At 72.2% G+C, this 24465-nt stretch carries 22 protein-coding genes; 13 read left to right on the top strand and 9 right to left on the bottom strand.

The features are described 5' to 3' along the window. Nucleotides 1–32: 32 nt before the first annotated feature. The 3 genes from K2F47_RS08155 to K2F47_RS08145 form a co-directional block, all read right to left on the bottom strand. Nucleotides 33–674 carry an NUDIX domain-containing protein gene (locus tag K2F47_RS08155; protein WP_242902143.1) on the bottom strand — a complete coding sequence of 214 codons (642 nt, stop codon included), beginning with the start codon at nt 672–674 and terminating at the stop codon, nt 33–35. After that, complete coding sequence (gene pyrG, locus K2F47_RS08150) at nt 671–2362, bottom strand: CTP synthase (protein ID WP_242902142.1); 1692 nt, start codon at nt 2360–2362, stop codon at nt 671–673. Before pyrG ends, K2F47_RS08155 begins: the two co-directional genes overlap by 4 nt. A 606-nt stretch (nt 2363–2968) precedes the next feature. Beyond that, nucleotides 2969–4660 (bottom strand): coiled-coil domain-containing protein, encoded by a 1692-nt coding sequence (locus tag K2F47_RS08145; RefSeq protein WP_242902141.1) that lies wholly within the window; start codon nt 4658–4660, stop codon nt 2969–2971. 311 nt (nt 4661–4971) lie between these two features. On the opposite strand from K2F47_RS08145, the gene pip reads away from it, so the two are divergent. From pip to ehuA, 9 genes are all read left to right on the top strand, one after another. Further along, on the top strand, nt 4972–5940 hold the full coding sequence (pip, locus tag K2F47_RS08140; RefSeq protein ID WP_242902140.1) for a prolyl aminopeptidase: 969 nt from the start codon (nt 4972–4974) through the stop codon (nt 5938–5940). 629 nt (nt 5941–6569) lie between these two features. Beyond that, complete coding sequence (gene ectA / locus K2F47_RS08135; RefSeq protein WP_242902139.1) at nt 6570–7118, top strand: diaminobutyrate acetyltransferase; 549 nt, start codon at nt 6570–6572, stop codon at nt 7116–7118. Nucleotides 7119–7381: 263 nt separating this feature from the next. Continuing rightward, nucleotides 7382–8644 carry a diaminobutyrate--2-oxoglutarate transaminase gene (gene ectB, locus K2F47_RS08130; protein ID WP_242902138.1) on the top strand — a complete coding sequence of 421 codons (1263 nt, stop codon included), beginning with the start codon at nt 7382–7384 and terminating at the stop codon, nt 8642–8644. Nucleotides 8645–8711: 67 nt separating this feature from the next. After that, nucleotides 8712–9107, top strand: coding sequence for an ectoine synthase (locus K2F47_RS08125; protein WP_242902137.1), 396 nt, complete (start codon nt 8712–8714; stop codon nt 9105–9107). Continuing rightward, nucleotides 9107–10012, top strand: a complete 906-nt coding sequence (thpD, locus tag K2F47_RS08120; RefSeq protein ID WP_242902136.1) for an ectoine hydroxylase — start codon at nt 9107–9109, stop codon at nt 10010–10012. Before K2F47_RS08125 ends, thpD begins: the two co-directional genes overlap by 1 nt. A 94-nt stretch (nt 10013–10106) precedes the next feature. Beyond that, entirely contained in the window at nt 10107–11000 is an 894-nt protein-coding gene (gene ehuB / locus K2F47_RS08115; protein ID WP_242902135.1) for an ectoine/hydroxyectoine ABC transporter substrate-binding protein EhuB, read from the top strand. A gap of 4 nt (nt 11001–11004) precedes the next feature. Beyond that, on the top strand, nt 11005–11724 hold the full coding sequence (gene ehuC / locus K2F47_RS08110) for an ectoine/hydroxyectoine ABC transporter permease subunit EhuC (RefSeq protein WP_242902134.1): 720 nt from the start codon (nt 11005–11007) through the stop codon (nt 11722–11724). Beyond that, nucleotides 11724–12377: an ectoine/hydroxyectoine ABC transporter permease subunit EhuD gene (ehuD, locus tag K2F47_RS08105; protein WP_242902133.1), complete on the top strand. Its 654-nt coding sequence runs from the start codon at nt 11724–11726 to the stop codon at nt 12375–12377. The genes ehuC and ehuD overlap by 1 nt, the downstream gene beginning before the upstream one ends. Then, nucleotides 12364–13185, top strand: a complete 822-nt coding sequence (gene ehuA, locus K2F47_RS08100; RefSeq protein WP_242902132.1) for an ectoine/hydroxyectoine ABC transporter ATP-binding protein EhuA — start codon at nt 12364–12366, stop codon at nt 13183–13185. The genes ehuD and ehuA overlap by 14 nt, the downstream gene beginning before the upstream one ends. A gap of 93 nt (nt 13186–13278) precedes the next feature. Here the strand turns inward: ehuA and K2F47_RS08095 are convergent, their stop codons facing one another. Further along, the gene (locus tag K2F47_RS08095; protein ID WP_242902131.1) at nt 13279–13941 is read right to left on the bottom strand and encodes an HD domain-containing protein; all 663 of its coding nucleotides are present in this window, start codon (nt 13939–13941) and stop codon (nt 13279–13281) included. A gap of 94 nt (nt 13942–14035) precedes the next feature. Here K2F47_RS08095 and K2F47_RS08090 point away from each other — a divergent pair, with 94 nt between their 5' ends. Beyond that, the gene (locus K2F47_RS08090) at nt 14036–15004 is read left to right on the top strand and encodes a GlxA family transcriptional regulator (RefSeq protein WP_242902607.1); all 969 of its coding nucleotides are present in this window, start codon (nt 14036–14038) and stop codon (nt 15002–15004) included. 94 nt (nt 15005–15098) lie between these two features. On the opposite strand, the gene K2F47_RS08085 is transcribed toward K2F47_RS08090, so the two are convergent. The 5 genes from K2F47_RS08085 to K2F47_RS08065 all read right to left on the bottom strand — a co-directional run bounded on the left by K2F47_RS08085 (nt 15099) and on the right by K2F47_RS08065 (nt 20918). Then, complete coding sequence (locus K2F47_RS08085; RefSeq protein ID WP_242902130.1) at nt 15099–16115, bottom strand: SGNH/GDSL hydrolase family protein; 1017 nt, start codon at nt 16113–16115, stop codon at nt 15099–15101. A 175-nt stretch (nt 16116–16290) separates the two neighbouring features. Beyond that, entirely contained in the window at nt 16291–16788 is a 498-nt protein-coding gene (locus K2F47_RS08080; protein ID WP_242902129.1) for a GNAT family N-acetyltransferase, read from the bottom strand. 112 nt (nt 16789–16900) lie between these two features. Beyond that, nucleotides 16901–17542 (bottom strand): response regulator, encoded by a 642-nt coding sequence (locus tag K2F47_RS08075; protein WP_242902128.1) that lies wholly within the window; start codon nt 17540–17542, stop codon nt 16901–16903. After that, a complete protein-coding gene (locus K2F47_RS08070) occupies nt 17539–18750 on the bottom strand; it encodes a sensor histidine kinase (RefSeq protein ID WP_242902127.1) in 1212 nt (403 codons plus the stop codon). Before K2F47_RS08070 ends, K2F47_RS08075 begins: the two co-directional genes overlap by 4 nt. 5 nt (nt 18751–18755) lie before the next feature. Next, the gene (locus K2F47_RS08065) at nt 18756–20918 is read right to left on the bottom strand and encodes an MMPL family transporter (RefSeq protein ID WP_242902126.1); all 2163 of its coding nucleotides are present in this window, start codon (nt 20916–20918) and stop codon (nt 18756–18758) included. A 98-nt stretch (nt 20919–21016) separates the two neighbouring features. Here K2F47_RS08065 and K2F47_RS08060 point away from each other — a divergent pair, with 98 nt between their 5' ends. The 3 genes from K2F47_RS08060 to K2F47_RS08050 all read left to right on the top strand — a co-directional run bounded on the left by K2F47_RS08060 (nt 21017) and on the right by K2F47_RS08050 (nt 24430). Further along, nucleotides 21017–21916 (top strand): phosphotransferase, encoded by a 900-nt coding sequence (locus K2F47_RS08060; RefSeq protein WP_242902125.1) that lies wholly within the window; start codon nt 21017–21019, stop codon nt 21914–21916. 543 nt (nt 21917–22459) lie between these two features. Continuing rightward, nucleotides 22460–22567 carry a keywimysin-related RiPP gene (locus K2F47_RS08055; RefSeq protein WP_242902124.1) on the top strand — a complete coding sequence of 36 codons (108 nt, stop codon included), beginning with the start codon at nt 22460–22462 and terminating at the stop codon, nt 22565–22567. Nucleotides 22568–22585: 18 nt separating this feature from the next. Next, entirely contained in the window at nt 22586–24430 is a 1845-nt protein-coding gene (locus K2F47_RS08050) for an asparagine synthase-related protein (RefSeq protein WP_242902123.1), read from the top strand. Nucleotides 24431–24465 lie beyond the last annotated feature (35 nt).

The following is a 24465-nucleotide window of genomic DNA, read 5'->3' as shown; positions in this document are numbered from 1 at the left end:
GCCGCGAGACCTCATCGCGGCGGCGCGCGCCGTCAGCCCTCGGGGGCGTCCACCGGCCGCAGCCCGCGGAACCCGTCCGCCCGGGCGGCGTGCGCCGCGAGGACGCCCACCGTGGCGATCATGTTGTGCACCTCGCCCGCGAGGACCTTCCGGACGGCCTCCTCCAGCGGCACCCACACGACGGGCATGTCCGCCTCCTCGTGCACCCGCTCGAAGTCGATCTCGGCGGCGGGCACCTCCGTGAGGTCCCGGGCCAGGAAGACCCGGACCCGCTCGTCCGACATCCCGGACGAGGGGAACACGTCGACCAGCGTGTCCCACCGGTCGGCGCGGTAGCCCGCCTCCTCCAGCAGTTCCCGCTCGGCGAGCTTGTGCAGTGGCTCCCCCGCCACGTCCCGAAGCCCGGCGGGCGCCTCCCACAGCAGGTACCCCACGGGATGCCGGTACTGACGCAGCAGAAGTACGCGGTCCTGCCCGTCGAGCGCGAGGATGCCCACGGACCCCGGGTGGACGATGACGTCCCGCCCCACGACCTCGGTGTCCTCACCGCGCGGCATCACCACGCCGTCCCGGCGCACGTCGAACACGTGCCCGGCGAAGACGGTCTCCTCCCCGGTGACCTCCCACCGCTCCGGGCGGTCGCGGACGTCGCCGGGCCCGAGCCGGTCGCTCACGACGCCGCCACCCGGCCCGCGTCGCCCTCGCCCCGCGCCGCCGAGTAGTCCAGCGCCGCCGACACGAGCCCGGTGAACAGCGGATGCGGGCGCGTCGGCCGCGACCGGAACTCCGGATGCGCCTGCGTGCCGACGAAGAACGGGTGCTGCCCGCCCGGCAGCTCGGCGTACTCCACGAGCCGCCCGTCCGGCGACAGGCCGCTGAACCGCAGCCCCGCCTCCTCCAGCCGGTCGCGGTAGGTGTTGTTGACCTCGTAGCGGTGCCGGTGCCGCTCGGACACCTTCGCCTCCCCGTACAGCTCGCGCACCAGCGACCCGTCGGCGAGGTCGGCGGGATACAGCCCGAGCCGCATCGTCCCGCCCATGTCGCGCTCCCCCGCGACCACGTCGACCTGGTCGGCCATCGTCGCCACGACCGGATGCGCGGTGGAGCCGTCGAACTCCGCGCTGTCTGCGCCGTGCAGCCCCGCGAGCGTCCGCGCCGCCTCGATCACCATGCACTGGAGGCCCAGGCAGATGCCGAGCAGCGGCACCCGGTTCTCCCGCGCGTGCCGGACCGCCCCGACCTTCCCCTCGATCCCGCGGACGCCGAACCCGCCGGGGATCAGCACGCCGTCGACGCCGTCCAGCTCCCGCTTGGCGCCCTCCGGCGTCTCGCAGTCGTCGCTCTTGACCCACCGGATCCGCACGCGGGCGTCGTTGCCGAACCCGCCGTGCCGCAGCGCCTCGGTCACCGACAGGTACGCGTCGGGCAGGTCGATGTACTTGCCGACCAGCGCGATCGTGACCTCCCGCGCCGGCTTGTGGACGCGGCGCAGCAGCTCGTCCCACGCGCCCCAGTCCACGTCCCGGAACGGCAGCCCGAGCCGCCGCACCACGTACGCGTCCAGCCCCTCCGAGTGCAGCACCTTCGGGATGTCGTAGATGGACGCGGCGTCCACCGCCGACACCACCGCCTCCCGGTCCACGTCGCACATCAGACTGATCTTGTGCTTGAGCCCGTCGGTGATCGGCCGGTCCGACCGGCACACGATCGCGTCCGGCTGGATGCCGATCGAGCGCAGCGCCGCCACCGAGTGCTGCGTCGGCTTGGTCTTCAGCTCCCCCGACGGCCCGATGTAGGGCAGCAGCGACACGTGCAGGAAGAAGCAGTTGTCCCGCCCGATCTCGTGCCGGATCTGCCGCACCGACTCAAGGAACGGCAGCGACTCGATGTCCCCGACCGTCCCGCCGACCTCGGTGATCACCACGTCGACCTCGGAGTCGGCGGCCATCCCCCGGATCCGGTCCTTGATCTCGTTGGTGATGTGCGGGATCACCTGCACCGTGTCCCCGAGGTACTCCCCGCGCCGCTCCTTGGCGATCACGTTCGAGTAGACCTGCCCCGTGGTCACGTTCGCGGACCCGTGCAGTTCGGTGTCCAGGAACCGCTCGTAGTGGCCGATGTCCAGATCGGTCTCCGCCCCGTCGTCGGTGACGAAGACCTCCCCGTGCTGGAACGGGTTCATGGTCCCGGGGTCGACGTTGAGGTACGGGTCCAGCTTCTGCATCGTGACCCGCAGGCCCCGAAGCGTGAGAAGCCGCCCCAGACTGGACGCCGTCAGTCCCTTGCCGAGGCTTGAGGCGACACCGCCGGTGACGAAGAGATGCTTGGTAGGACGGGGCCTACCAGGGGCTGCCGAAGGCAAGAAGACGCTCCCGTGGTCGTTGCGAGGCGGAACAGTCTCACTGTCCACGGAGTACCAGCTTATTGCATTGTCCTTGGCGTCGGGCGCTGGGCGCCCTCCTTCGGCGGACACTGCGGCGATCGCTGGCATCGCTCCGAACTCGCCTGGCGGCTCGCTGTGTTTATTGCAGTGCCCTCGGCGTCAGGCGCTAGAGCGCCCTCCTTCAACGGACACTGCGGCGATCGCTGGCATCGCTCCGAACTCGCCTGGCGGCTCGCTGCGCGATCAGATTCTTGCTCCGCTCGAATCTGCCTTCGGACGCGATCGCAACCTTCCCGTGGGCTGACGGCTGAGGTTCAGACCGACACCCGCCCGACGGCGCGGGTCCGTGGCTTGTGTAGGTGCGCCCGCGTGCGCACCTACCCGCACCGCTCGGGACGCGACTACCTCAGCCGTTGGCTCAGCCGTCAGCGAGCCAGGCCCCGCGATCGCGTGCGAAGCCAGGTTCGAGCTTGCGAGAACCTGATCGCGCAGCGAGCCGCCAGGCGAGTTCGGAGCGATGCCAGCGATCGGCGCAGTTCCCGTCGAAGGAAGGAGCGCCAGCGACTGACGCCGAGGGAACTGCAATCAGAACGGAGTTGGGGAGCCGTTGGGCATGATGGTGCGGAGTTGGCGGGTCAGCTCGTCTATCAGGGATCGGGCCTGGTCGGCGGCGTTGCGGGCGGCGTCGCGCTCCTGGGACAGTTCGGCTATCGAGGCGCGCTGCTCGGTGACGGCCTGGGCGAGTTGGTCGACCCACTGGTCGCGTTCGGCGAGCTTCTCGGCGATGGCGTCGCGTTCGGCGGCCATCTGGCGCATGCCGGCGACGGCCTTGTCGCGTTCGCGGCCGGCCTGGTCGGCGCGGCCGCGGGCGAGGGTCAGCTCGGACTCGGCGCGGGCCTGGGCCTGGACGGCGGCCTCGCGGGTGCGCTCGGCGGCCTCGCGGGCCTTGGCGCCCGTGTCGCGTTCGCGTTCGGCCTTCTTGGCGGCCTCCAGCGACTGGGCGGCGGTGTCGAGCGCCTGCTGGCGTTCGGCCTCGGCGGTCTCGGCGCGGACGGTGGCGTCCTGGGCGCGGCGCTCGGCGTCGGCGGCGCGGCGCTCGGCGTCCTGGGCGCGGCGCTCGTTCTCCTGGGCGCGGCGCTCGGAGGACTCGGCGCGGCGGCGGGTCTCGTCGGCCTCCTTGCCGGCGGCGACGACGGCGTGCTGGAGGTTCTGCGCGGTCATCTCGGCGTCGGTGACCTTGGCGCGCAGCGCGGCGAGTTCGGCGTGCGCGTTCTCCAGGGCGCGCGACAGCTCGGACGCCTGGTCGGCGACGCGGTCGCGTTCGGCCTCGGCGGAGCGGCGGCCGCCGACGGCGTCCTCGACGGCGCGCAGCGCGTCGTCGCGGGCCTCGCTCATGGCGTCGCGCTGCTGGATCGCCTGCCGGACGGTCGCCTCGGCCTCGGCGACGCGGCGCTCGGCCTGCTCGACCTGCGCCTGGAGCTGCTCCATCTGGGCGCGGGCCTGCTCGGCCTGGCCGCGGGCCTGGTCGGCCTGCATGCGGGCCTGCTCGGCCTGCATGCGGGCCTGCTCGGCCTGGCCGCGGAGCTGGTCGGCCTGGGCGCGGCCCTGCTGGGCCTGGTTCCAGGCGGCGGCCGCGTCGCGTTGCGCGGCCTCCTTCTCGGTCTGGAGCGCGGCGATCTGGGTGATGGCCTCGTTCTGGACCTCGGCGGTGCGGCGCTCGGCGTCGGCGGCCTTGCGGTCGGCCTCGACGGCGCGGCGGTCGGCCTGCTCGGCCTGACCGCGCGCACGCTGCACCTCACCCCATGCCGCGGCCGCGTCCCGCTGCGCCGACTCCTTCTCCGCCTGCACGGCGGCGATCTGCGCGGCGGACTCGGTCTGCGTCTCGGCGACGCGGCGCTCGGCCTCGACGGCGCGGCGGTCGGCCTGCTCGGCCTGACCGCGCGCACGCTGCACCTCACCCCATGCCGCGGCCGCGTCCCGCTGCGCCGACTCCTTCTCCGCCTGCACGGCGGCGACCTGGGCGGCGGTCTCGGTCTGCGTCTCGCTGACCTTGCGCTCGCCGGCGGCGAGGGCGTCGCCGATGAGGTCGGCCATCTGGCGGAGGCGCTCGACGATGTCCCAGGGCTGGGCCTCGGGCTGCTCCACCTCGGGACGGGTGGCCTCGCCGGGCTTGGACATCTGTATCGGCTGCTGGGCGGGGTCACGACCCATCGCGGGCCAGGGGGAGCCCGCGTCCGGGATCCCGCGCGAACCACCCGATCCGTTCAGCTCACTCACTTTGTTCCTCGCCTGGCGGCTCGGAGCCGCGTTCGCGGGGCTGCCATGGACATGGTGCTCGCTTCACTCCTCGCCCTACGGCTCGTCGCTTCGCTCACGAAAGGCACTCTAGTGCGCTCCCGCAGAGCGTTTGCCCAGTTTGGGGGTTTGGATTCCTGAACCTCCCGGGACGTTCGCGCACGCCGGACGCCTGATCACGGTTTCCGCGGTGCGTGTTCCGCCCGGTCCCACGGTGCCACGTGTCACACCCTCGCGACACGGGAACGCGACGAAGACGTGGTGAGGACGCGCTGGTGGGACAATCGCGCACCATGGAACTTCGCACCCTGTATCCGCCGATCGAGCCCTACGACTCCGGCCTGCTCGACGTCGGCGACGGCGACAGCGTCTACTGGGAGGTCTGCGGGAACCCCGAGGGGAAGCCGGCGGTGATGGTGCACGGCGGCCCGGGGGGCGGGTGCAGCGCGGCGCACCGCGGGCAGTTCGACCCGGAGGCCTACCGCATCGTGTTGTTCGACCAGCGCAACTGCGGGCGGAGCGTCCCGCACGCCAAGGACCCGGGCGTGTCGCTGGAGGCGAACACCACCTGGAACCTCGTCGCCGACATGGAGCGGCTGCGCGAGCACCTGGGCATCGAGCGGTGGCTGGTGTTCGGCGGGAGCTGGGGCAGCGCACTGTCGCTGGCGTACGCGCAGACGCATCCGGAGCGGGTGAGCGAGCTGGTGCTGCGCGGCATCTTCACGCTGCGGCCGTTCGAGCTGTACTGGTTCTACCAGGAGGGGGCGTCGCTGCTGTTCCCCGACCTGTGGGAGCGCTACGTCGAGCCGATCCCCGAGGACGAGCGCGACGACCTCATCGCGGCCTTCCACACGCGGCTGAACTCCCCGGACCGCGCCGTCCGGGTGGCGGCGGCGCAGGCGTGGTCGACGTGGGAGGGGTCGACGGTGACGCTGCGGCCCGACCCCGCGCTGGCGGAGACGTTCGCGGAGCCCGACTACGCGGTCGCGTTCGCGCGGATCGAGAACCACTACTTCGTCAACGAGGGGTTCTTCGAGCCGGACCAGCTGATCCGGGACGTGGACCGGATCCGCCACATCCCGGCCGTGATCGTGCAGGGCCGCTACGACGTGTGCACGCCCGCGGCGACGGCGTGGGATCTGCACCGGGCGTGGCCGGAGGCGGATTTCCACATCGTGGACGACGCGGGCCACGCCTACAGCGAGCCGGGAATCCTGCACCGGCTCATCGAGGCGACCGACCGTTTCGCGAACGCCCGCTGAATGCACTCTGAAAATCAGCCGGAAGCCGCCTGACCGCTTCCAGCAAGCCGCGATTCCGGGGCCACCGCAACCCGCCGGGCGGTGGACCCGGAAGGGGCCGGGGCCACGCGTTCCCGCGCGGCCCCGAGGGCAGGGGAAGACGTCCGTAAAACCCACCGAACTCTTACCGTCCGGCAAGCAAACCGTTGCCTGGACAGACGGCATGTCTCGTCGCAAGGTGAGTGTGAGTCGAGCCGGGATGCCCGGGTTCATCCCTTGATCCCCACCCGTCCCAGCGCGACGGCGACCCGTCCGACCTCCGCAGACACGTGACGACGCCCCCACACACCGGCGCGTTGTCAGCAAATCTTAGTGATTCACCTCACAGAACCGATACAAAATTCAGCTTCCCGCACCATGAGTAAGGACTAGAGTGACGGGCAGATGGGCCGCACGAAGGGTCGGCCGCCCATTCGGCAGTCCCGCCTGGATAACAGGGGGAAATGCGCGCCGCGACACGGCCTTAACGCCGTCGAAATACTTCCGAAATTGGCAAGCCTACTGCCATACCCGCTGCGGGTACATCCTAAACATCTCGCAGATAACATTCCGGAGCGATCACGCGCCGAGATTCGCTAAGTTGCCTGGACATGGCAGCGCAACCCCTGGAATCACCGACCCGACGCCCCGAACGGACCGAGACGAACGCGGACGTGCAACTCCAGGAGCCGAGCCTCACCGACGGCCCCGGGCTGTGGCGGATCGCACGCGAGTCCCACGTCCTGGACGTCAACTCGCCCTACAGCTACACGCTGTGGTGCCGCGACTTCGCCGACACCTCCGTGGTGGCGCGCGACGGAGCCGCGCTCTGCGGGTTCATCACCGGTTACGTGCGGCCCGCCCGCCCCGACACGTTCTTCGTGTGGCAGGTGGCCGTCGACAAGTCCTACCGCGGCCGGGGCCTCGCCCGCCGCATGCTGGACCGGCTCGCGCGCCGCCAGGCGGCCTGCGGCCACCGGTACCTGGAGGCGACCGTCACGCCGGGCAACGAGGCGTCCACGGCGATGTTCTCCTCGTTCGCCCGCGATCACGGCTGCGACCTGGACCGCAGCCCCCTGTTCGGGACGGAGCACTTCCCCGGCAGGGGCCACGAGCCCGAGGTCCTGTTCCGAATCGGCCCGATCCCCGGCGCGAACTAGGCGGATGTTCCGGCAGCGGCCCCATCGCCCGCGCGGCCACCGCCGCGGCGATCGCGGACGCCCCGTCGCCCGGACGGATCGACCGCACCGACCGGCTCGCCCGATCAGCCCGCATTCCCGACCCGACCGTCCCCGACTCCTCGCTCCCGACCGATGGCTTGAACCGCTACGCGACCCGTCCGTCCACCTGACCGTCCACCCGTCCGTCACTTTGTCCGTCCACACGCAACCCCGCTCCCATCCACACCTGCCGGAGGCAGACCATGGACGTTTTCGCTCGCATGGAATCGGAAGTCCGCGGCTATTGCCGAGGATGGCCCACGGTGTTCACGACCGCCAAGGGCAGCCACATGACCGACGAGAACGGACGCACCTACCTCGACTTCTTCGCCGGTGCCGGCACGCTGAACTACGGGCACAACAACCCCGAACTGAAACGCCGGCTCATCGACTACCTCGCCGGTGACGCGGTCGTGCACGGGCTCGACATGTACACGACCGCGAAACGCGACTTCCTGGAACGGTTCAACGAGTACGTCCTCACGCCGCGCGGGCTGGACTACAAGGTCCAGTTCCCGGGGCCCGCGGGCAACCACGCGGTGGAGGCCGCGCTGAAGCTGGCGCGCAAGTACACCGGCCGCGAGACGATCGTGAGCTTCACCAACGCCTTCCACGGCATGACGCTCGGCGCGCTGGCCGTCACGGGCAACTCGATGAAGCGCACCGGCGCCGGGGTGCCGCTCGGACACGGCGTCGCGATGCCCTATGACAACTACCTGGACGGCCGCACGCCCGACTTCCTGCTGTTCGAGACGATGCTGGACGACAGCGGCAGCGGCCTGGACAAGCCCGCCGCCGTGATCGTGGAGACGATCCAGGGCGAGGGCGGCATCAACGTCGCGACCGCCGAGTGGCTGCGCGGCCTCCAGGACCTGTGCCGCCGCCACGACATCCTGCTGATCGTCGACGACGTGCAGATGGGCTGCGGGCGCTCCGGGCCGTTCTTCAGCTTCGAGGACGCCGGGATCACGCCCGACATCGTCTGCCTGTCCAAGTCGCTCAGCGGCTACGGGCTCCCGTTCGCGGTCACGCTGATGCGCCGCGACCTGGACGTGTGGGAGCCGGGCGAGCACAACGGCACCTTCCGCGGCTTCAACCCGGCGTTCGTGACCGCCGTCGCCGCGCTGGAGGAGTACTGGGTGGGCGCCGGGCTGGAGAAGCAGACGCTCGCCAAGGGCCAGCAGGTCGAGACGGCGCTGAACGCGATCGCGCTCCAGCACGCCGGGGCGGTCGACTCCGTCCGCGGCCGGGGCCTCGCCTGGGGCCTGGTGATGTCGGACGCCGAACTCGCGCCGAAGGTGTGCGAGGAGGCGTTCCGCCGGGGGCTGCTGATGGAGACCTCCGGCCCGGAGAGCGAGGTGGTCAAGCTGCTGCCGCCGCTCACCACCAGCGAGGCCGACCTCGGCCAGGGCCTGGAGATCCTCGCCGAGTCGGTCGAGGCCGTCCGCTCCACCGTGGCGGTCTGACCCACGCCCGGGCGGGCCCGGCCCGCCCCACCGACACCGTCACGGCTCCAGCGGAAAGAGGAGATTCATGATCGTTCGTTCCCTTGAGGAGATCATCGACACCGAGCGCGACGTGCGTGCCGAGACCTGGTGCAGCCGCCGCTTCGTGCTGGCCAAGGAGGGCGTGGGCTTCTCGCTGCACGAGACCATCCTGTACGCCGGCACGGAGACGCGCATGTGGTACGCGAACCACATCGAGGCCGTCTACTGCATCGGGGGCCAAGGGGAACTGATCAACGAGGAGACCGGCGAGAAGCACCGCATCGAACCCGGCGTGATGTACCTGCTGGACGGGCACGAGCACCACACCCTGCGTGCCCACACCGACGTGCGGACCGTCTGCGTCTTCAACCCGCCCTGCACGGGCCGGGAGGTTCACGACGAGAACGGCATCTACCCGCTGCTCACGGAGGAGGACGCCTGATGAGCATCATCGAGTCCCATCCCACGATCGACGACGCCTATCCCACCCGCAAGGCCGCCGAGGCCGCCCTGCTCTACCGGCAGGACCCCGTCGTGTACGGGGCGCCGCAGGACGGGCCCGTCGACGCCGCCACGCTCGACTCCTTCGACGCCAACGGCTACCTGACCGTCGAGGAGCTGCTGACGCCCGCCGAGGTCGAGGACTACCGCGCCGAGCTGCGCCGGATGGCCGCCGACCCCGCGATCCTCGCCGACGAGCGCACGGTCACCGAGCGCGGCTCCGACGAGGTCCGCTCCATCTTCGAGGTGCACCGGATCAGTGAGGTGTTCGCGCAGCTCGTGCGCGACCCGCGGGTGGTCGGCCGGGCCCGGCAGATCCTCGGCTCCGACGTCTACGTGCACCAGAGCCGGGTCAATTACAAGCCGGGGTTCACCGGCAAGGACTTCTACTGGCACTCGGACTTCGAGACCTGGCACGCCGAGGACGGCATGCCGCGCATGCGCGCCGTGAGCATTTCCATCGCGCTCACCGAGAACTTCGTGCACAATGGCGGGCTAATGATCATGCCTGGCTCGCACAAGACCTTCGTGGCCTGCGTCGGGGAGACCCCGTCCGACCACTACAAGGAATCGCTGCGCGGCCAGGAGATCGGCACGCCTGACCCGGGCAGCCTGTCCATCCTGGCCGACAAGCACGGGATCGAGCTGTTCACGGGCCCGGCGGGCTCGGCGACCATGTTCGACTGCAACTGCATGCACGGCTCGAACGGGAACATCACCCCGTTCCCGCGCTCCAACGTGTTCATCGTGTTCAACAGCGTCGAGAACACCTGTGTCGAGCCGTTCGCGGCGCCCGCGCCGCGTCCCTCGTTCATCGGGGCGCGCGACTTCACGCCGGTCGCCTGACAACAATTCGATAACCCCGACCGATCATCCCCGCGCCCGCGGGGGGCGTCCGGCCCCCCGCGGGCGCGGCGGCACACCATCCAGGAGTTCAACGATGACTTCCTCGAGACGCGACTTCCTGCGCACCGCCGTCCTGCTGTCCGCGGCGGCGCCGCTGGCCGCCGCGGGCTGCTCGACGACGGATCCGAAGGAGGAGAAGTCGGGCGGCGGTTCGCTCCAGAAGGCCAAGGACGCCGGCAAGATCACGGTCGGCTTCGCCAACGAGGCGCCCTACGGCTACACCGACAAGTCGGGGAAGCTCACCGGGGAGGCGCCCGAACTCGCGCGGGTCATCTTCAAGGAACTCGGGATCGACAAGGTGACGGGCGTCCAGGTCGATTTCTCCGGCCTCATCGCCGGGCTCAACGCCAAACGGTTCGACGTCGTCGCGGCGGGAATGTTCATCACGCCCGAGCGGTGCAACTCGGTGGCCTTCTCCGACCCGGAATATGTGGCCAAGAGCGCGTTCATGGTCCGCAAGGGCAACCCCAAGGGGCTGCTCAAGCAGGACGACCCCGGTAAGAAGGGCGTGAAGGTGGGGGTGCTGGAGGGCGCCGTCGAACAGGGCTACGCGGAGAAGAGCGGCGTGAAGAAGGGCAACATCCAGGTGTTCGCCGACCAGGCCAGCGGATTCGAGGGCCTGAAGGCGGGACGCGTCGACTGCATCTGGCTCACCCGTATCTCGCTCGCGAACCTGCTGACCAAGCACGAAGGCGAGCCCTACGAGGTCACCGCGCCGTTCACGCCGGTCATCGACGGCAAGGAGCAGTTCGGCGCGGGCGCGTTCGCGTTCCGCAAGGCCGACAACGACCTGCTGACCGCCTTCAACGGCAAGCTCGCCGAACTGAAGCAGGGCAACCGGCTGCTGCCGATCCTCCAGCCGTTCGGGTTCACCCAGGCGGAGATCCCGACGGCGGCCGACACAGCCGCCAAGTTCTGCAAGGGATGATCAGGTGTCCGAAGTCCTCGACGGCTACGAGCAGTGGCTGAAGGGCGCGTGGCTCACCCTCCAGCTCACGGTGTACGGCAGCGGCGTGGCGCTGGTGCTCGCCCTGGTGTTCGGGCTGGCCGGCACCTCGCGGCACGCCTGGATCCGGGTGCTGAACCGCGTGTACGTGGAGTTCTTCCGCGGCACCGCGACGCTGGTGCTGCTGTTCTGGTTCTTCTACGCGCTGCCGCTGGTCGGTATCAGGCTGAACTCGACGATGGTCGCGGCGGTGCTCGCGCTCGGGCTGAACATCGGCGCCTACGGCGCGGAGGTCGTGCGCGGCTCGATCAAGGCGGTGCCGCGGGCGCAGTACGAGGCCACGGTCGCGCTGAACTTCACCCCGTTGCAGCGGATGCGGCGCGTCCTGCTCCCCCAGGGGTTCGCGCTGATGCTGCCGCCCTTCGGCAACCTGCTCATCGAGTTGATGAAGGGCACGGCGATCGTGTCGCTGGTCGGGCTGACCGACCTGACGACGGTCTCCAAGAACCTCCAGAGCAGCACGGGCGAGACCGTCGCGTCGTTCTCGCTGGTGCTCGTCCTCTACTTCGTCGTCGCGCAGATCCTCCAGCTGTTCGTCCGGTTCGCCGAGCGCCGCGTCGACCGCATGCTCGGGCGGCGCCCCTCGCGTGAGCCCGCCCTCGGCACGGTCGCCGCCGGCGCGCCCGGAGCGGGGGTGGCGCGCTGATGGAATGGGACTGGAGCTACACCGGCGACATCATCCCCGACCTGCTGAGGGGCCTGCGCTACACGCTGATCGCGACGCTGCTCGGCTACCTGATCGCGGTCGTCCTCGGCCTGGTGTGGACGATGCTGCGGCGCACCCCGAACGTGATCGTCCGCCAGGTGGTGCGGTGGGTCACCGAGTTCATCCGGTGCACCCCGCTCATCCCCCAGCTGTTCTTCGCCTTCTACGTCCTGCCCACCTGGGGCCTGACGTTCGGGAAGCTGACCGTCGGCGTGCTCATGCTCGGCATCCACTACTCGACGTACATGGCCGAGGTGTACCGGGCCGGGATCGCCGACGTCCCGCGCGGGCAGTGGGAGGCCGCGAAGGCGCTGAACCTGCCGCAGACGCGGGTGTGGCTGGACGTGGTCCTGCCGCAGGCGTTCCGCAAGGTGATCCCGACGCTCGGGAACTACCTCATCGCCATGTTCAAGGACTCGCCGCTGCTGCTGGCGATCGGCGTCCCCGAGCTGCTCACCTCCGCGCGGTCGGTGGGCGCCAGGACGTTTGAGTACCTGGAGCCGATGACCATGGTGGGCGTGCTGTTCATCCTGGTCAGCGTCATCTCGTCGATTCTCCTCCGCCGCCTGGAGAGGCACTATGCCACCAACTGACACCACACCAGAGAAGGACGCGGCGCCCGTGCGCGGCGACGCGCCCGGCATCCGCTTCGAGAAGGTGGTCAAGCGGTTCGGGAGCAACACCGTGCTCCGCGAGCTCGACTTCACGGTCGCGCCGGGCGAGCGGGTGACGCTCATCGGGCCGAGCGGGTCGGGCAAGACCACGATCCTGCGGCTGCTGATGACGCTGGAGAAGCCCGACGGGGGCCTGATCTTCGTCGGCGACGACCCGCTGTGGCACATGGACCGCGGCGGCAAGCGCGTCCCGGCGAACCAGAAGCACCTGCACGAGATGCGCAAGCGGATCGGGATGGTGTTCCAGCAGTTCAACCTGTTCCCGAACATGAACGTGCTGCGCAACCTCACCGAGGGGCCGATGCGGGTGCTCGGGGTGCCCAAGGACGCGGCCGTCGAGCGCGCCCGCGGCCTGCTCGACCTGGTCGGGCTCGCCGACAAGATCGACGCGCATCCGTCGCAGCTCTCGGGCGGCCAGCAGCAGCGCGTCGCGATCGCGCGGGCGCTGGCGATGGAGCCGCAGGTGCTGCTGCTGGACGAGGTGACCTCCGCGCTCGACCCCGAGCTGGTCGTCGGCGTCCAGGACCTGCTGCGCGACATCGCCCGGCAGAGCGACCTCACGCTGCTGTGCGTCACCCACGAGATGACCTTCGCCAAGGACATCTCCGACCGGGTCCTGATGTTCGACGAGGGGCAGATCGTCGAGGAGGGCCCGCCGGAGCAGATGTTCGGCGAGCCGTCCGAGCAGCGCACCCGGGACTTCCTCCAGGCGGTCCTCGCGACCTGAGCGGACCGGTCCGGCCAGGACCGTCGGAGCGTCGCCCGCGCCCCCGTCGCCCCGGGGGCGCGGGCGATCCCGTCCCGGCGCCGCCGCGCGGTGTCAGGCGACCCCGCGCCACGCTCCCCCGACCTGCTCCGTCCACGACGGGAGGGGGATGTCCGCGCCGAGCTGCCGCGCGATCTCGTAGGGCAGCGTCCCCAGCGGCGCCTTGCGCGGGTTCCGGACGATCTGGTCGACGACCAGGTGGGTGAGCCCGCCGCCCGGCTCCAGCCGCGGGTACGCCGCGTGCACGCGGTCGGCGTAGCCGTCCGGGAGCCTGTCCGCCTGCAACCCCGCGATGTCCGCGCCGGCGCCGGCGCTGGTCAGCGCGATCTCGGGACGCATCCGCGGCGGGATGCCCACGCTGGTGTGCAGGGCGATCGCCTCCCACACCACCCGGATCCGGTCCGGCGCGACGCCGTACCCCTCAAGGAACCCGGCGGCGAGGTCGGCGCCGTCCACCTCGAACCGCTGGTCGCCGTCGCCCTGCTCGGTCAGCCCCATGTCGTGCAGCAGGCACGCCACGAACAGCAGCTCGTCGTCGTAGGCGTCGCCGGGACGCAGCCCCCGCGCCTCGCCCAGCGCCCGCCCGAACAGGTACACCCGCACGCTGTGGTGGGCGAGCGCGCGCAGCTCGGCGGCGAAGGCGAGGTCGTGGACCGCGCGGGTCAGGTCGGTGTCGGGCATCGCGAACTCGGCGAACCGGTCGGCCGTGTCGGTCATGAGGGACCCTCCTCTGCTCGATTGGCATGATCATCCCGACGCGTCCGGGACCCCGGCCAGTGTCCGGAGCGACGTGGTGCGCTACGTTCTGGCCATGCATGTGGTCGCGGTGCTCGCGCTGGACGGGGTAGTGGCGTTCGACCTGGCGGTGCCCGGCCAGGTGTTCGGCACGTCCACCACCGACCGGGACGTCCCCCTGTACGAGACGCGGGTGTGCGGGCTGCCGGGCGGCGCGGCGACCTCGGCGACGGGCGGGCGGATGCGGGTCGAGCCCCCCTTCGGCCTGGACGCGCTCGCCACGGCCGACACGATCGTCGTCCCCGGCCACGACCAGCCCTACGACCACCCTGCCGAGCATCCGCCCGAGGTGCTGGACGCGCTGCGCGACGCGGCGGAGCGCGGCACGCGGATCGCCTCCATCTGCGTGGGCGCGTTCGTGCTGGCCGCCGCCGGCCTGCTGGACGGGCGGCGCGCCACCACCCACTGGATGTACGCGCACCGCCTCGCCCGGCTGCACCCGCGCGTCGAGGTCGACGCCTCGGTCCTGTACGTGGACGACGGGCAGGTGCTCACCTCGGCGGGCGTCGCCGCCGGCATCGACCTGTGCCTGCACGTCGTCCGCCGCGACCACGGCGCCGCGACCGCCGCCCGCACCGCCCGCCGGATCATCATGCCGCCGCAGCGCGACGGCGGGCAGGCGCAGTTCATCCGGCACGAGGACCCCCCGGACGGCGACACCGCGCTCCAGCCCACGCTCGCCTGGCTGGAGGCGAACCTGAACCGCCCGCTGACGCTGGACGACATCGCCCGGCACGCCTCCGTCAGCGTCCGCACCCTGACCCGCCGGTTCCGAGAGCAGGCCGGGACGACGCCGCAGCGGTGGCTGTCGCGGGCCCGCGTCCACCGCGCCCAGCAGCTGCTGGAGAGCACCGACCTGCCGGTCGAGCGGGTCGCCGCCGAGTCGGGCTTCGGGTCCCCGGTGACGCTGCGCGCCCACTTCGCCCGCCGCGTCGGCGCGTCCCCGCAGTCCTACCGCGCCGCGTTCCGCGCCCGCGCGTCCTGACGTTCCGCGCGGTGAACGCGGAGGCCAGGGTGCCTGTGCGGCGCCTCGCCGCCGACGCCGCCGAACGCTCCCTCCCCCGCTAGGAGACGTCCCGCTAGGAGACGGGGCGGCCCGGCCCCTTCTTGACCTGCTCGATGAACAGCCCCGCGAGGGCGTGCTGGCCGCTCACCGTGGGGTGGTAGCTGCGCGGCTCGGCCTCCAGCGCCGACAGGTTCACCGTGAGGCCGTTCATGTACGGCTGGCGGCTGCCGACCTCGTGGCCCGCGAACGCGCTGTAGGAGTCGACGAACTCCACGCTGCCCTGCTGGTGCCGGGCGGCGATGCGGCGGTCGGCCTCGGCGGCGCTCGCCCGGATGAGCTGCCCGAGGTCGTAGGCGCGGGCGTTGAGCCACTGCTGCTCCGACACCCGCAGGTTGTCGCCGCCGGTGCCGTCCACCTCGGAGAACGCCTTCGGGTACCCCATGAGGATGATGCGGGCGCGCGGCGCGCGGGCGTGGATCTGGCCGATCAGCTCGGGCAGGTTGCGGCGCAGGTCGGACATCTTCTTGGCGATGTCGTCGCCCTGCCTGAAGCAGCTCCTGCTCCACGGCAGCTTCACCACGCACCCGGCGACGACCCTGGAGAACCCGATGTCGTTGCCGCCGACGCTCAGCGTGACGAGGCTCGTGTCGGCGTTGAGGCGGCCGAGCTGCGACGGCTCGCCGTGCCTGCCGTTGCGGACGTCCGCCGTGGTCGCGCCCGAGCACGCCCAGAACGAGGTGCCCTTCGCGAACGGGAAGGCCTTGGAGACCTCGTTGTAGTACGCCTTGGACGTCCGGTGGCAGCGCTCCAGCGGGTTGTTGTCGCCGATGGTCGCCTCGGCGCCGACGCCGGAGGAGTAGGAGTCGCCGAGCGCGACGTAGCCGCCCCGGGTCGCCGCCTGCACGGGGGTGAGCTGGCGCCCCGGCGCCGACACCGGGTCGGCGCGGACCTCCTGCGGCGGCCGGTGGCACCCGGCTCCGAACACCTCGCACCGGACGGCCGGCAGCGCCACCAGCGGGACGACCGCGAGCGCCAGCAGGCCCACCAGCGCGGTCAGCGCGAGCCCCCGCTCGCCGAAACGCCCGCGCATCCACCGCACCCATGACCCCGGACCCGTCATCGTCCCCCTCCGGCTCCCTCAGGCTGACGCTCGCGCGACGTCACCGGTTCCCACCTTTACGTTGTAGATTTTTTAGCGGCGCACCCCGTGCCCGACGCGTTCCGGGGAACCACATTACGTGCGCGAGGCGGTGCTAGCGCGGCGCTCAGCCGGACGGCGCCCACATCATCAGCCGTGGGCCGAGGTCGTGCAGCCCCGCCTCGATCTCGGCCTTCCAGTAGGCGCGCAGGCCAGGGCCCCAGCGCTGCTCGGGAAGTTCGGCGAACCCCTGCCGGGCATACCATGGCCCGTTCCACGGGACGTCCCGGAACGTCAGCAGGCTCACGCCCGGCGCACCGGCGGCGGCCGCGCGCTCGCGCACCGCCCGCAGCAGCCGGGTCCCGATCCCCCGCCCCACCAGGTCGCCCCGGACGGCGATCTGCTCCAGGTGGGGCGCGCCGTCCACGTCCTCGACGGCGGCGAACGCCACCGGCGGGTCGCCCGCCACGAGGATCTCCGCGTCCGCGCCGGCCATCTGCTCGATCACCGTCGGGCCCGGCGGGAACACGATCCCGAGCGGGGCGAACAGCCGGTCGGCCGAGATCTCGATCGCCGGAAGGCCCGGCAGGTCGGAGGGCCGCGCCAGGCGCACCTCGTACTCCATACGGCGATCGTAGGACCCCGCCCGCGCCACCTTCCCGGACCCCCGCGTGACATTTCTCAGACGTTCGCGCGGCGAAGCCTCCGGGACCTCAGCCGAGCCTGACGACCGGGCCTCAGCGCGGGCGGGGCAGCAGCCCGCGCTCCATCGCCACGACCACCGCGTGCGTGCGGTCGCTGACGTCGAGCTTCGCGAACACGCGCAGCAGGTGCGTCTTCACCGTCGCCTCCGCGATGACGAGCCGCCGGCCGATGTCGGCGTTGGAGAGGCCGTCGGCGACGCCGTTCAGCACGTCCACCTCCCGCGCGGTGAGCGGCACCGGCGCGGGCCGCCGCATCCGCGCCACCAGCCGCTCGGCGACCCGGGGCGCGAGCACGGTCTCACCGCGCGCCGCCGACCGGATCGCGTCGGCGAGCCGCTCGCGGGTGGTGTCCTTGAGCAGGTAGCCGACCGCGCCCACCTCGATCGCCCGCTCGATCTCGGCGTCGGTGTCGTAGGTGGTGAGGATCAGCACCCGCGTCCCGGACCCGCCCGCGACGATCTCGGCGGTCGCGCTCGCCCCGTCCAGGACGGGCATCCGCAGATCGACCAGCGCGACGTCGGGACGGAGCCGCTCGGCGAGTTCGACGGCCGCGCGCCCGTCGCCCGCCTCCCCGACGATCTCGATGCCGGGCTCGGTGGCGAGCAGCGCCACCACCCCGGCGCGCATCACCGTGTGGTCGTCCACCACGATGACGCGGAGCGTGCGGTCGGTCATCTCACTCCTGCGGGGTCGTCGGGGGTCTGCGTGCTCGTCGGATCCACGGGGGACGTCGGGATCATCGCGAGGATCCGGGTGCCGTCGCCGACCGAGCTGGTGACGGTCAGCTCCCCGCCCAGCTCGGCCAGCCGCCGGCGCATGCCCTCCAGGCCGAAGCCGCTGGACGCGCCGACCACGAACCCGCGGCCGTCGTCGGTGATCTCCAGCTCGACGCCGTGCGGGTACCGCTCCAGCACGACGCCGACCGACGACGCGTCCGCGTGCTTGCGGATGTTCGCGAGCGACTCCTGCGTGCAGCGCAGCAGCGCGATCCGGGCCGGCTGGTCGCACTCGACGTCGGGCAGCTCCGCGCCGACGGGGATGCCGGTGTCCTCGGTGAAGCGGTCCAGAACGCGGCGGAGCGTCGCCGCGACGGGGCCCTGCGCGGGGCCGTCGCGGCGCGCGGAGTCGACCAGGGCGCGCGCCTCCGCGAAGTTGTCCCGCGCCGTCCGCTCGATCGAGCGGAGCTGCTGCTCGCTGCGGCCCGGTTCGGCGCCGAGCCCCGCGCGGGCCGCCTCCGCGAGCACGATGATCGACGCGAAGCCCTGCGCGAGCGTGTCGTGGATCTCGCGCGCGAGGCGCTCGCGCTCCTCCGCCGCGCCCTGCCGCCGGTTCGCCTCGGCCAGCTCCCGCTGCGCCACCGCCAGGTCGGCGGCGAGCCGCCGCGCCCGCTCCTCGGTCTGCCGCACGTACCGGTACGCGGCCAGCCCGAGCAGCAGCCCGGCCACGAAGCCGCTCACGGTGAAGAGCATGTTGCCGGACGGGACGTCCCCGCCCCGCGCGGCCTCCCCCACCAGCGTCAGCACCCCGGCGGCGCCGCTCAGCGCGGCCGCCCGCCGGGGGTTCCCGGCGAGGATCCAGAAGTGCGGGAGGGAGGCGATGTAGAGCGAGGCGGCGCCCGCCCGCACGTAGGACTCGGCGCCGATCCCGGCCGCGAGCAGGCAGAGGAACACCGGCGGCGGCAGCACGCGCGGGAGCGGCGCCGTCACCGCGTAGCAGGCGCCGAGCGCGACCGGCAGCACGATCCCCCAGACCCGCACCCCGCCGTGGTCGTCGATCGCCGCGATGACCTGGGGGCACAGTCCCCCGACCACCCACAGCGCGGCGTACCACCGGACGAGGTTGCGGGCCTGGCGCCGATCGTCGTGCTGCGGCCACGCGTCCATGCCGGTCAGCCTACTTTTTCGGTCGGACGCACCGCCGCCGCCCCGGCCCGGCGCATCCCCCGCGAGGGCCACCAGCTCCGCTCCCCGAGCAGCAGCATCGTCGCCGGCAGGATCATGATCCGGATGATCGCCGCGTCCAGCAGCACCGCGACCGCGAGGCTGAACCCCATCTGCTTCATTTCGATGATGTGCAGCGGCACGAAGCTCGCGAACACCGTCACCATCACGAACGCCGCACTCGTCACGACCCGCGCGGAGCCGCCGACGCCGTCCAGGACGGCCCGCCGGGTCGGCACCCCGGCGAGCGCCGCCTCCCGGATGCGGCTGATCACGAACACCTGGTAGTCCATCGACAGGCCGAACAGGATCACGAACAGCAGCAGCGGGACGCGCGACCCGATCGACCCCGTCGAGGTGAAGCCGAGCAGCCCCTCCGCCCAGGTGTTCTGGAACACCGCGACCAGCACGCCGAGCGAGGCGGCGGCCGACAGCAGGTTCAGCACGACCCCGACCAGCCCGAGCACCACCGACCGGAACGCCCACACGGTCATCGCGAACGTCACCAGCAGCAGCGTCGCGATGATCAGCGGCAGCTTGCCCTTCTGGTGGTCGGGGTAGTCGGTGTAGCGGGCGACGTCCCCGGACACCGCGACGTCCGCGTCCAGCCGTCCGACGGTCGCCGGGATGTACTCCTTCCTGAGGTCGCGCAGGGACGCGCGTGCCGCGTCCTCGCTGCCGTAGTGCGGGACGGGCAGCTCCAGGAGGCTGATCCGGCCGTCCGCCGACGTGCGCAGGGACGGCTTGCCCGTGAAGCGCGAGTCCTGGTGCGTCCGGCGGGAGAGGTCGTCGAGTGCGGCGCGCACCTCGGCCGCCCCTCCAGCGTCGGCGCGGACGACGACCTGGTGCGTGGACTTCAGCTCAGGGAAGGCCGCGTTCAGCTGGTGGTAGGCCTTGACGGCGGGGATGCTGCGCGGGTGGGTCTCCCGTCCCATGTCGGTGAGCTTGAGGCCGAGCAGCGGGGACGCGAGCGCGAGCATCGCCAGCACGGCGACCGCCAGCGTGATCGCGGGGCGCTTCTCGGTGGGGCGCAGCAGCGCCGTGGTGATGCGGCCGGCGCCCTCCTCCCGGCGCGCCCGGACGGCCTTGCCGCGCTGCGCCCTGCGCTCCCGGCGGCGTTCGGCCCGCGCGCCGAGCTTCGCGAGCAGCGCCGGCAGGACGGTCATCGAACTGGCCACCGCGACCACCGTCACCACGATCGCGCCGGTGGCGATCGAGGAGAAGATCACGTCGTCCGCCAGGAACAGCGTCGCGCTCGACACCGCGACCGCGAGCCCGGACACCGCGACGGCGCGTCCCGAGGTCGCCGCCGCCAGCTCCACCACCGCCTGGGGGCTGAGCCGTCCGCCCGCCCGGGCCCGTTCCTCCCGCTCCCGCTTGAGGTAGAACAGCGTGTAGTCGACGCCGACGGCCAGCCCGATCAGGAGGATGACGTTCGTGCCGACCCCCGCGTCCGGGAACACGTGCGAGGCCAGCATCGACAGGCCCACCGCCGCGACGATCGACGTCAGCGCCAGCAGCAGCGGCACCACGGCGAGCGCCACCGACCCGAAGACCAGCAGCAGCGTGAGCAGCGTCACCGGCAGCGCGATCACTTCGGTGCGCGAGAGGTCCTCCCCGCGCAGTTCCTCGACGCCCTTGCTGACGGACGGCCCGCCGGTCTCCACCACCCGCAGCCCCGGGTAGGCGGCCTGGACGCCGGCGGTCTGCGCCCGGAGCGGCTCGACGTGCTTGCGTCCGTCCAGCTCGGGCCCCTTGAGCGTCACATCGACGCGGACGACGTCGCCCCCGGCGGACCGCACCGGCGCGGCGACCGACTCGACCTCGGGCAGCCCCTTCATCCGGGCGGCGACGTCGCGCGCGGCGGCGTCCCTGGGCCCCTCGCCCGAGATCATCACCCGCTCCACGGGCCTGTTCTCCAGCCCGCCCTCGGCCGCCATCGCCTCCGCCCGTCCCGCCTCGCCGACCCGGAAGTCCGCGGACGTGGCGGCGTGGCCGCCGACCGAGATGCCCACGCCGAGGCACAGCGCGACGAACAGGAACCACCCGGCGATCGCCCGCCAGGGGTGCCCGGCGCTCCACCGGGCCACGCGTACTGGAAGATTCATCATGTGTTCGATGCTGCTGGTCGGGCCCCCGTCCCCGGCAGCGGCGAACGACTGAACCCGCCGTCCACCGATCGGTGGACCCCCACCGCGAGGGAGACAGGATGATCTACGCCGAGACGCCGCTCACGGGCGTGATGCGGAAGGCGGTCCAGGCTGGCTGGAACCTTCCCGCCGACGGCCCCGCCGAGCGGCTGTTCGGCGGCGAGGAGTCGGCCGCGTACCGGATCGGCGAACTCGTGGTGCGGGTCGGGCCCGCCTGGCGAAGCGACGCCGAGACCGAGTGGTGCCACGCGGTGGCCGCGCACGCCGCGTCCCGCATGCCCGAGGCGGTGGCGCCGCTGCGCACCCGCGACGGCGCCACGGTCGTCCGTGCCGACGGCCGCCCGCTGTCGCTGTGGCGCCATGTGGAGGGCGAGTGGCCCGACACCGAGGCGCCCACGACGCGCGCCCAGGCCGCCGCGCTCCTCGCCAGGCTGCACCGGGCGCTGGCCGACTACGCGCCTCCGCCGCGTCCCACCCGGTCGTTCGCCGAGATCGGGTTGGACGGCTCGTTCCCCGCGGACGTCCCCGAGCTCGCCGACCCGGGGCTCGACCGGTGGCTCGCCGACTTCCACGCCCGCACCCCGGCGCGCCAGGTCGTCCACGGCGACTACTACGAGGGCAACACGCTGGCGCGCGGCGGCCGCCTGGTCGCCCTCCTGGACTGGGACGAGGCGTTCGTCGCCGCCCCCGAGTTCGAGGTGGCCTCCGCCGCGCTCGAATGGACGGACGAGCACGCCGAGGCCCCCGAGCTGCGGCGCCGCTTCGTCGCCGACTACCACGCGGCGGGCGGCACCGCCGGGCCCATGGACGACGAGACGGTCGCCCAGCTCATCCGCCACCGCATCCGCCGCGAGACCGCCTACTTCGAGCTGGCCCGCGCGCGCGGCGTCGAGCACGACGAGGACGATCTCGAATACCACCGGGCCCGCGTGCGGGCGTTCTTCGCCCTCAAGCCGTAGCCCGCCCTCAGGCCGTTGCGCCCTCAGGCCGCAGCCGCCCTCAAGCCGTGTGGCCCGCCTTCGGGCGCACGCACCAAAGGACGATTCAAAGGGCATTCTCAAAGGCCGGTACAAAGAGCGGGACGATAGGCGGGCCGAAGGCCAGACCAAAGGGTGTGCGGCATCCCGCACACCCTTCTCCGCGCCCGAAGATTGGACCGCGGGCGCGCGCCGCCATATGCCGCACATTTGCGCCAAGCAACATCATCTTAGGTTGCGTACAGGTTAACTTGATCCTTCATCTCTGCCACCGAACAATGACCCCGAGGAAAGGGAACCGGCTTTACCGGAAGCCCCATACCTAGAGGTATGGCTATCTTATCCCGATTTTTCTCCTCGCAGCCGTCATCGATCACTCCCGCGTCCGGAAGATCGAGAATCGGCGGGATAGTCAAAGCGCTCGCCTGGATGGCATGCTTCTCGCGTTTCGCATTCCGCCGAGAACCCCGGAAGGCGGAACACGGGAGATCTCTCCCGGGAAACCCACGGCAAGAGGAGGAGAAAATGCAGAAGTACGAGACCCCCGCCCTTGTGGCGGCCGGCTCCTTCCGCAAGGACACCGGCCTGCTCCAGTTCCACGGCAACGACCGCCTGATCCTCAGCAAGAACTGAGCGAGGCGTTCGCAGCCCATGCCTGATCACGATGGCATGCCGGGTCACGGCGAGGCGTCCTTCGTGGTCCTACCGGACCACGAGGCGGCCCTCGCCGTGGCCTCGGGCCTGCCCACGCCCCCCGAACGCACGCTGCGGCACCCGTCCGGACGGCCCTGGCTGGCGGGCCGCTGGAGCGACGCCGAGATGACCGAGGCCACGGCGGGAGACGCCCGGATCGCGATCATCGGCACCTGCCCGATCGGCCCCGATCGGCTCGCCCGGGAGGCCGGCCGGCTGCGCGACCTCTCCGCCCTCGACCGACTCGTCCGCTCGCTGCCGGGGAGCTTCCACCTCGTCGCCGCGCTGGACGGCCGGACGCGCGTCCAGGGGGACGCCGCCGGGCTGCGGCTGGTCTTCCACACCCGCGCGGGCGGCGTCACGGTGGCCGCCGACCGCGCCGACACGCTCGCGGCGCTGACCGGGGCCGCGCTGGACGAGCGCCAGGTCGCCGCGCGCCTGCTGTGGCCGGCCCCGCATCCGCTGCTCCACACGCCCCTGTGGCGGGGGATCGAGGGGGTGGAACCGGGTGCCCACCTGCTGGTGGAGCCGGACGGCCGCGCGAGCGTGCGCCGCTGGTGGACCGCGCCGGAGGCGGTGCGCCCGCTCGCCGCCGCCGCGGACGACATCGCCGCGGCGCTCACCGCGGCGGTCGAGGCGCGCACCGCGGGCGGCGGCGTCGTCAGCTGCGACCTGTCCGGCGGGCTGGACTCGACCTCGGTCTGCTTCCTGGCGGCCCGGGGCGAGGCCGGGATCGTCGCGTCCACCTGGCCCGGCCGCGACCCGGCCGACGAGGACCTGACGTGGGCGCGGCGCGCCGCCGCGCACCTGCCCGGCGTCGAGCACGCGGTGTGGCCCGCCGAGGACTCCTCGCTGGTCTACGAGGGGCTCCTGGAGATCGACGACCCGCTGGACGAGCCCAGCATCGGCGTGATGGACCGCGCCCGGATGCTCGACCACGTCCCCCGGCTGCTGGCGAAGGGCAGCCGCCTGCACCTGACCGGCATCGGCGGCGACCACGTCGCCTGGTGCTCCGAGGCCCACTACCACGGGCTGCTGCGCAGGCGGCCGCTGTTCGCGCTGCGGCGGCTGCGGGGGTTCCGGGCGCTGTTCGACTGGCCGCTCGTCCCGGCGGCGCGTGCCCTGGCCGACGGCCGTCCCTACCGCCGGTGGCTCCGCGACGCGGCCGGCGACCTCCGCGCCCCCGCCCGGCCGACCGTCGCGGGCTCGCTCGGCTGGGACATGGCGCCGCGGCTGTTCGACTGGGTCACGCCCGAGGCGGCGGAGGCGGCGCGGCAGGTGCTGCGCGAGGCCGCCCGGACGGCCGAGCCGCTGGCGCCCGACCGGGGGCGGCACATGGACCTGCACTCCATCCGGGCCTGCACGCGCATCATCCGGCAGTGGGAGTGGACGAGCGCCCGCGCGGGCCTTCCGATGGCCTCGCCCTTCCTGGACGACCGGGTGATCGAGGCCTGCCTCGCCGTGCGCGCCGAGGACCGGGTCACCCCGTGGCGGTACAAGCCGCTCCTCGTCGCGGCCATGCGCGGCATCGTCCCGGACGAGTGCCTCGCCCGCGCCAACAAGGCGGAGGCGTCCATGGACGCCGCCGACGGGCTGCGCGCGCACAACCGCGACCTGCTGGAACTGTGCGACGACTCCCGGCTGGCCCGGCTCGGCCTCGTGGACGGCGAGCGGCTGAGGGCCCTCGTCTCCCGTCCCGACACGCCCGCGCTGCGCGAGGCGGTCCTGTACTCCACCCTCGGCTGCGAGGTCTGGCTGCGCACCCTGGAACACCGCCGCGCCGGGGCGCCGACCCGGCGATGAGCCGTCCGGAAGACCGCTACGGAAGGGAAGGCCCC

This window comes from Actinomadura terrae, assembly GCF_022751215.1.
GTDB classification, from domain to species: domain Bacteria; phylum Actinomycetota; class Actinomycetes; order Streptosporangiales; family Streptosporangiaceae; genus Spirillospora; species Spirillospora terrae.
Note: the sequence above shows the minus strand (reverse complement) of the source record. Positions and strands in the feature narration are given on the sequence as shown.

What these genes read in the sequence shown, in the direction of transcription:
- K2F47_RS08125 (WP_242902137.1), top strand. Translation starts at nt 8,712, where the DNA reads ATGATCGTTCGTTCCCTTGAGGAGATCATCGACACCGAGCGCGACGTG.
- K2F47_RS08050 (WP_242902123.1), top strand. Translation starts at nt 22,586, where the DNA reads ATGCCTGATCACGATGGCATGCCGGGTCACGGCGAGGCGTCCTTCGTG.
- K2F47_RS08095 (WP_242902131.1), bottom strand. Translation starts at nt 13,941, where the DNA reads ATGACCGACACGGCCGACCGGTTCGCCGAGTTCGCGATGCCCGACACC.
- ectB (WP_242902138.1), top strand. Translation starts at nt 7,382, where the DNA reads ATGGACGTTTTCGCTCGCATGGAATCGGAAGTCCGCGGCTATTGCCGA.
- ehuB (WP_242902135.1), top strand. Translation starts at nt 10,107, where the DNA reads ATGACTTCCTCGAGACGCGACTTCCTGCGCACCGCCGTCCTGCTGTCC.
- K2F47_RS08085 (WP_242902130.1), bottom strand. Translation starts at nt 16,115, where the DNA reads ATGCGCGGGCGTTTCGGCGAGCGGGGGCTCGCGCTGACCGCGCTGGTG.
- ectA (WP_242902139.1), top strand. Translation starts at nt 6,570, where the DNA reads ATGGCAGCGCAACCCCTGGAATCACCGACCCGACGCCCCGAACGGACC.
- K2F47_RS08065 (WP_242902126.1), bottom strand. Translation starts at nt 20,918, where the DNA reads ATGATGAATCTTCCAGTACGCGTGGCCCGGTGGAGCGCCGGGCACCCC.
- ehuD (WP_242902133.1), top strand. Translation starts at nt 11,724, where the DNA reads ATGGAATGGGACTGGAGCTACACCGGCGACATCATCCCCGACCTGCTG.
- K2F47_RS08080 (WP_242902129.1), bottom strand. Translation starts at nt 16,788, where the DNA reads ATGGAGTACGAGGTGCGCCTGGCGCGGCCCTCCGACCTGCCGGGCCTT.
- K2F47_RS08070 (WP_242902127.1), bottom strand. Translation starts at nt 18,750, where the DNA reads ATGGACGCGTGGCCGCAGCACGACGATCGGCGCCAGGCCCGCAACCTC.
- thpD (WP_242902136.1), top strand. Translation starts at nt 9,107, where the DNA reads ATGAGCATCATCGAGTCCCATCCCACGATCGACGACGCCTATCCCACC.
- K2F47_RS08075 (WP_242902128.1), bottom strand. Translation starts at nt 17,542, where the DNA reads ATGACCGACCGCACGCTCCGCGTCATCGTGGTGGACGACCACACGGTG.
- pip (WP_242902140.1), top strand. Translation starts at nt 4,972, where the DNA reads ATGGAACTTCGCACCCTGTATCCGCCGATCGAGCCCTACGACTCCGGC.
- ehuA (WP_242902132.1), top strand. Translation starts at nt 12,364, where the DNA reads ATGCCACCAACTGACACCACACCAGAGAAGGACGCGGCGCCCGTGCGC.
- K2F47_RS08055 (WP_242902124.1), top strand. Translation starts at nt 22,460, where the DNA reads ATGCAGAAGTACGAGACCCCCGCCCTTGTGGCGGCCGGCTCCTTCCGC.
- K2F47_RS08090 (WP_242902607.1), top strand. Translation starts at nt 14,036, where the DNA reads ATGCATGTGGTCGCGGTGCTCGCGCTGGACGGGGTAGTGGCGTTCGAC.
- K2F47_RS08060 (WP_242902125.1), top strand. Translation starts at nt 21,017, where the DNA reads ATGATCTACGCCGAGACGCCGCTCACGGGCGTGATGCGGAAGGCGGTC.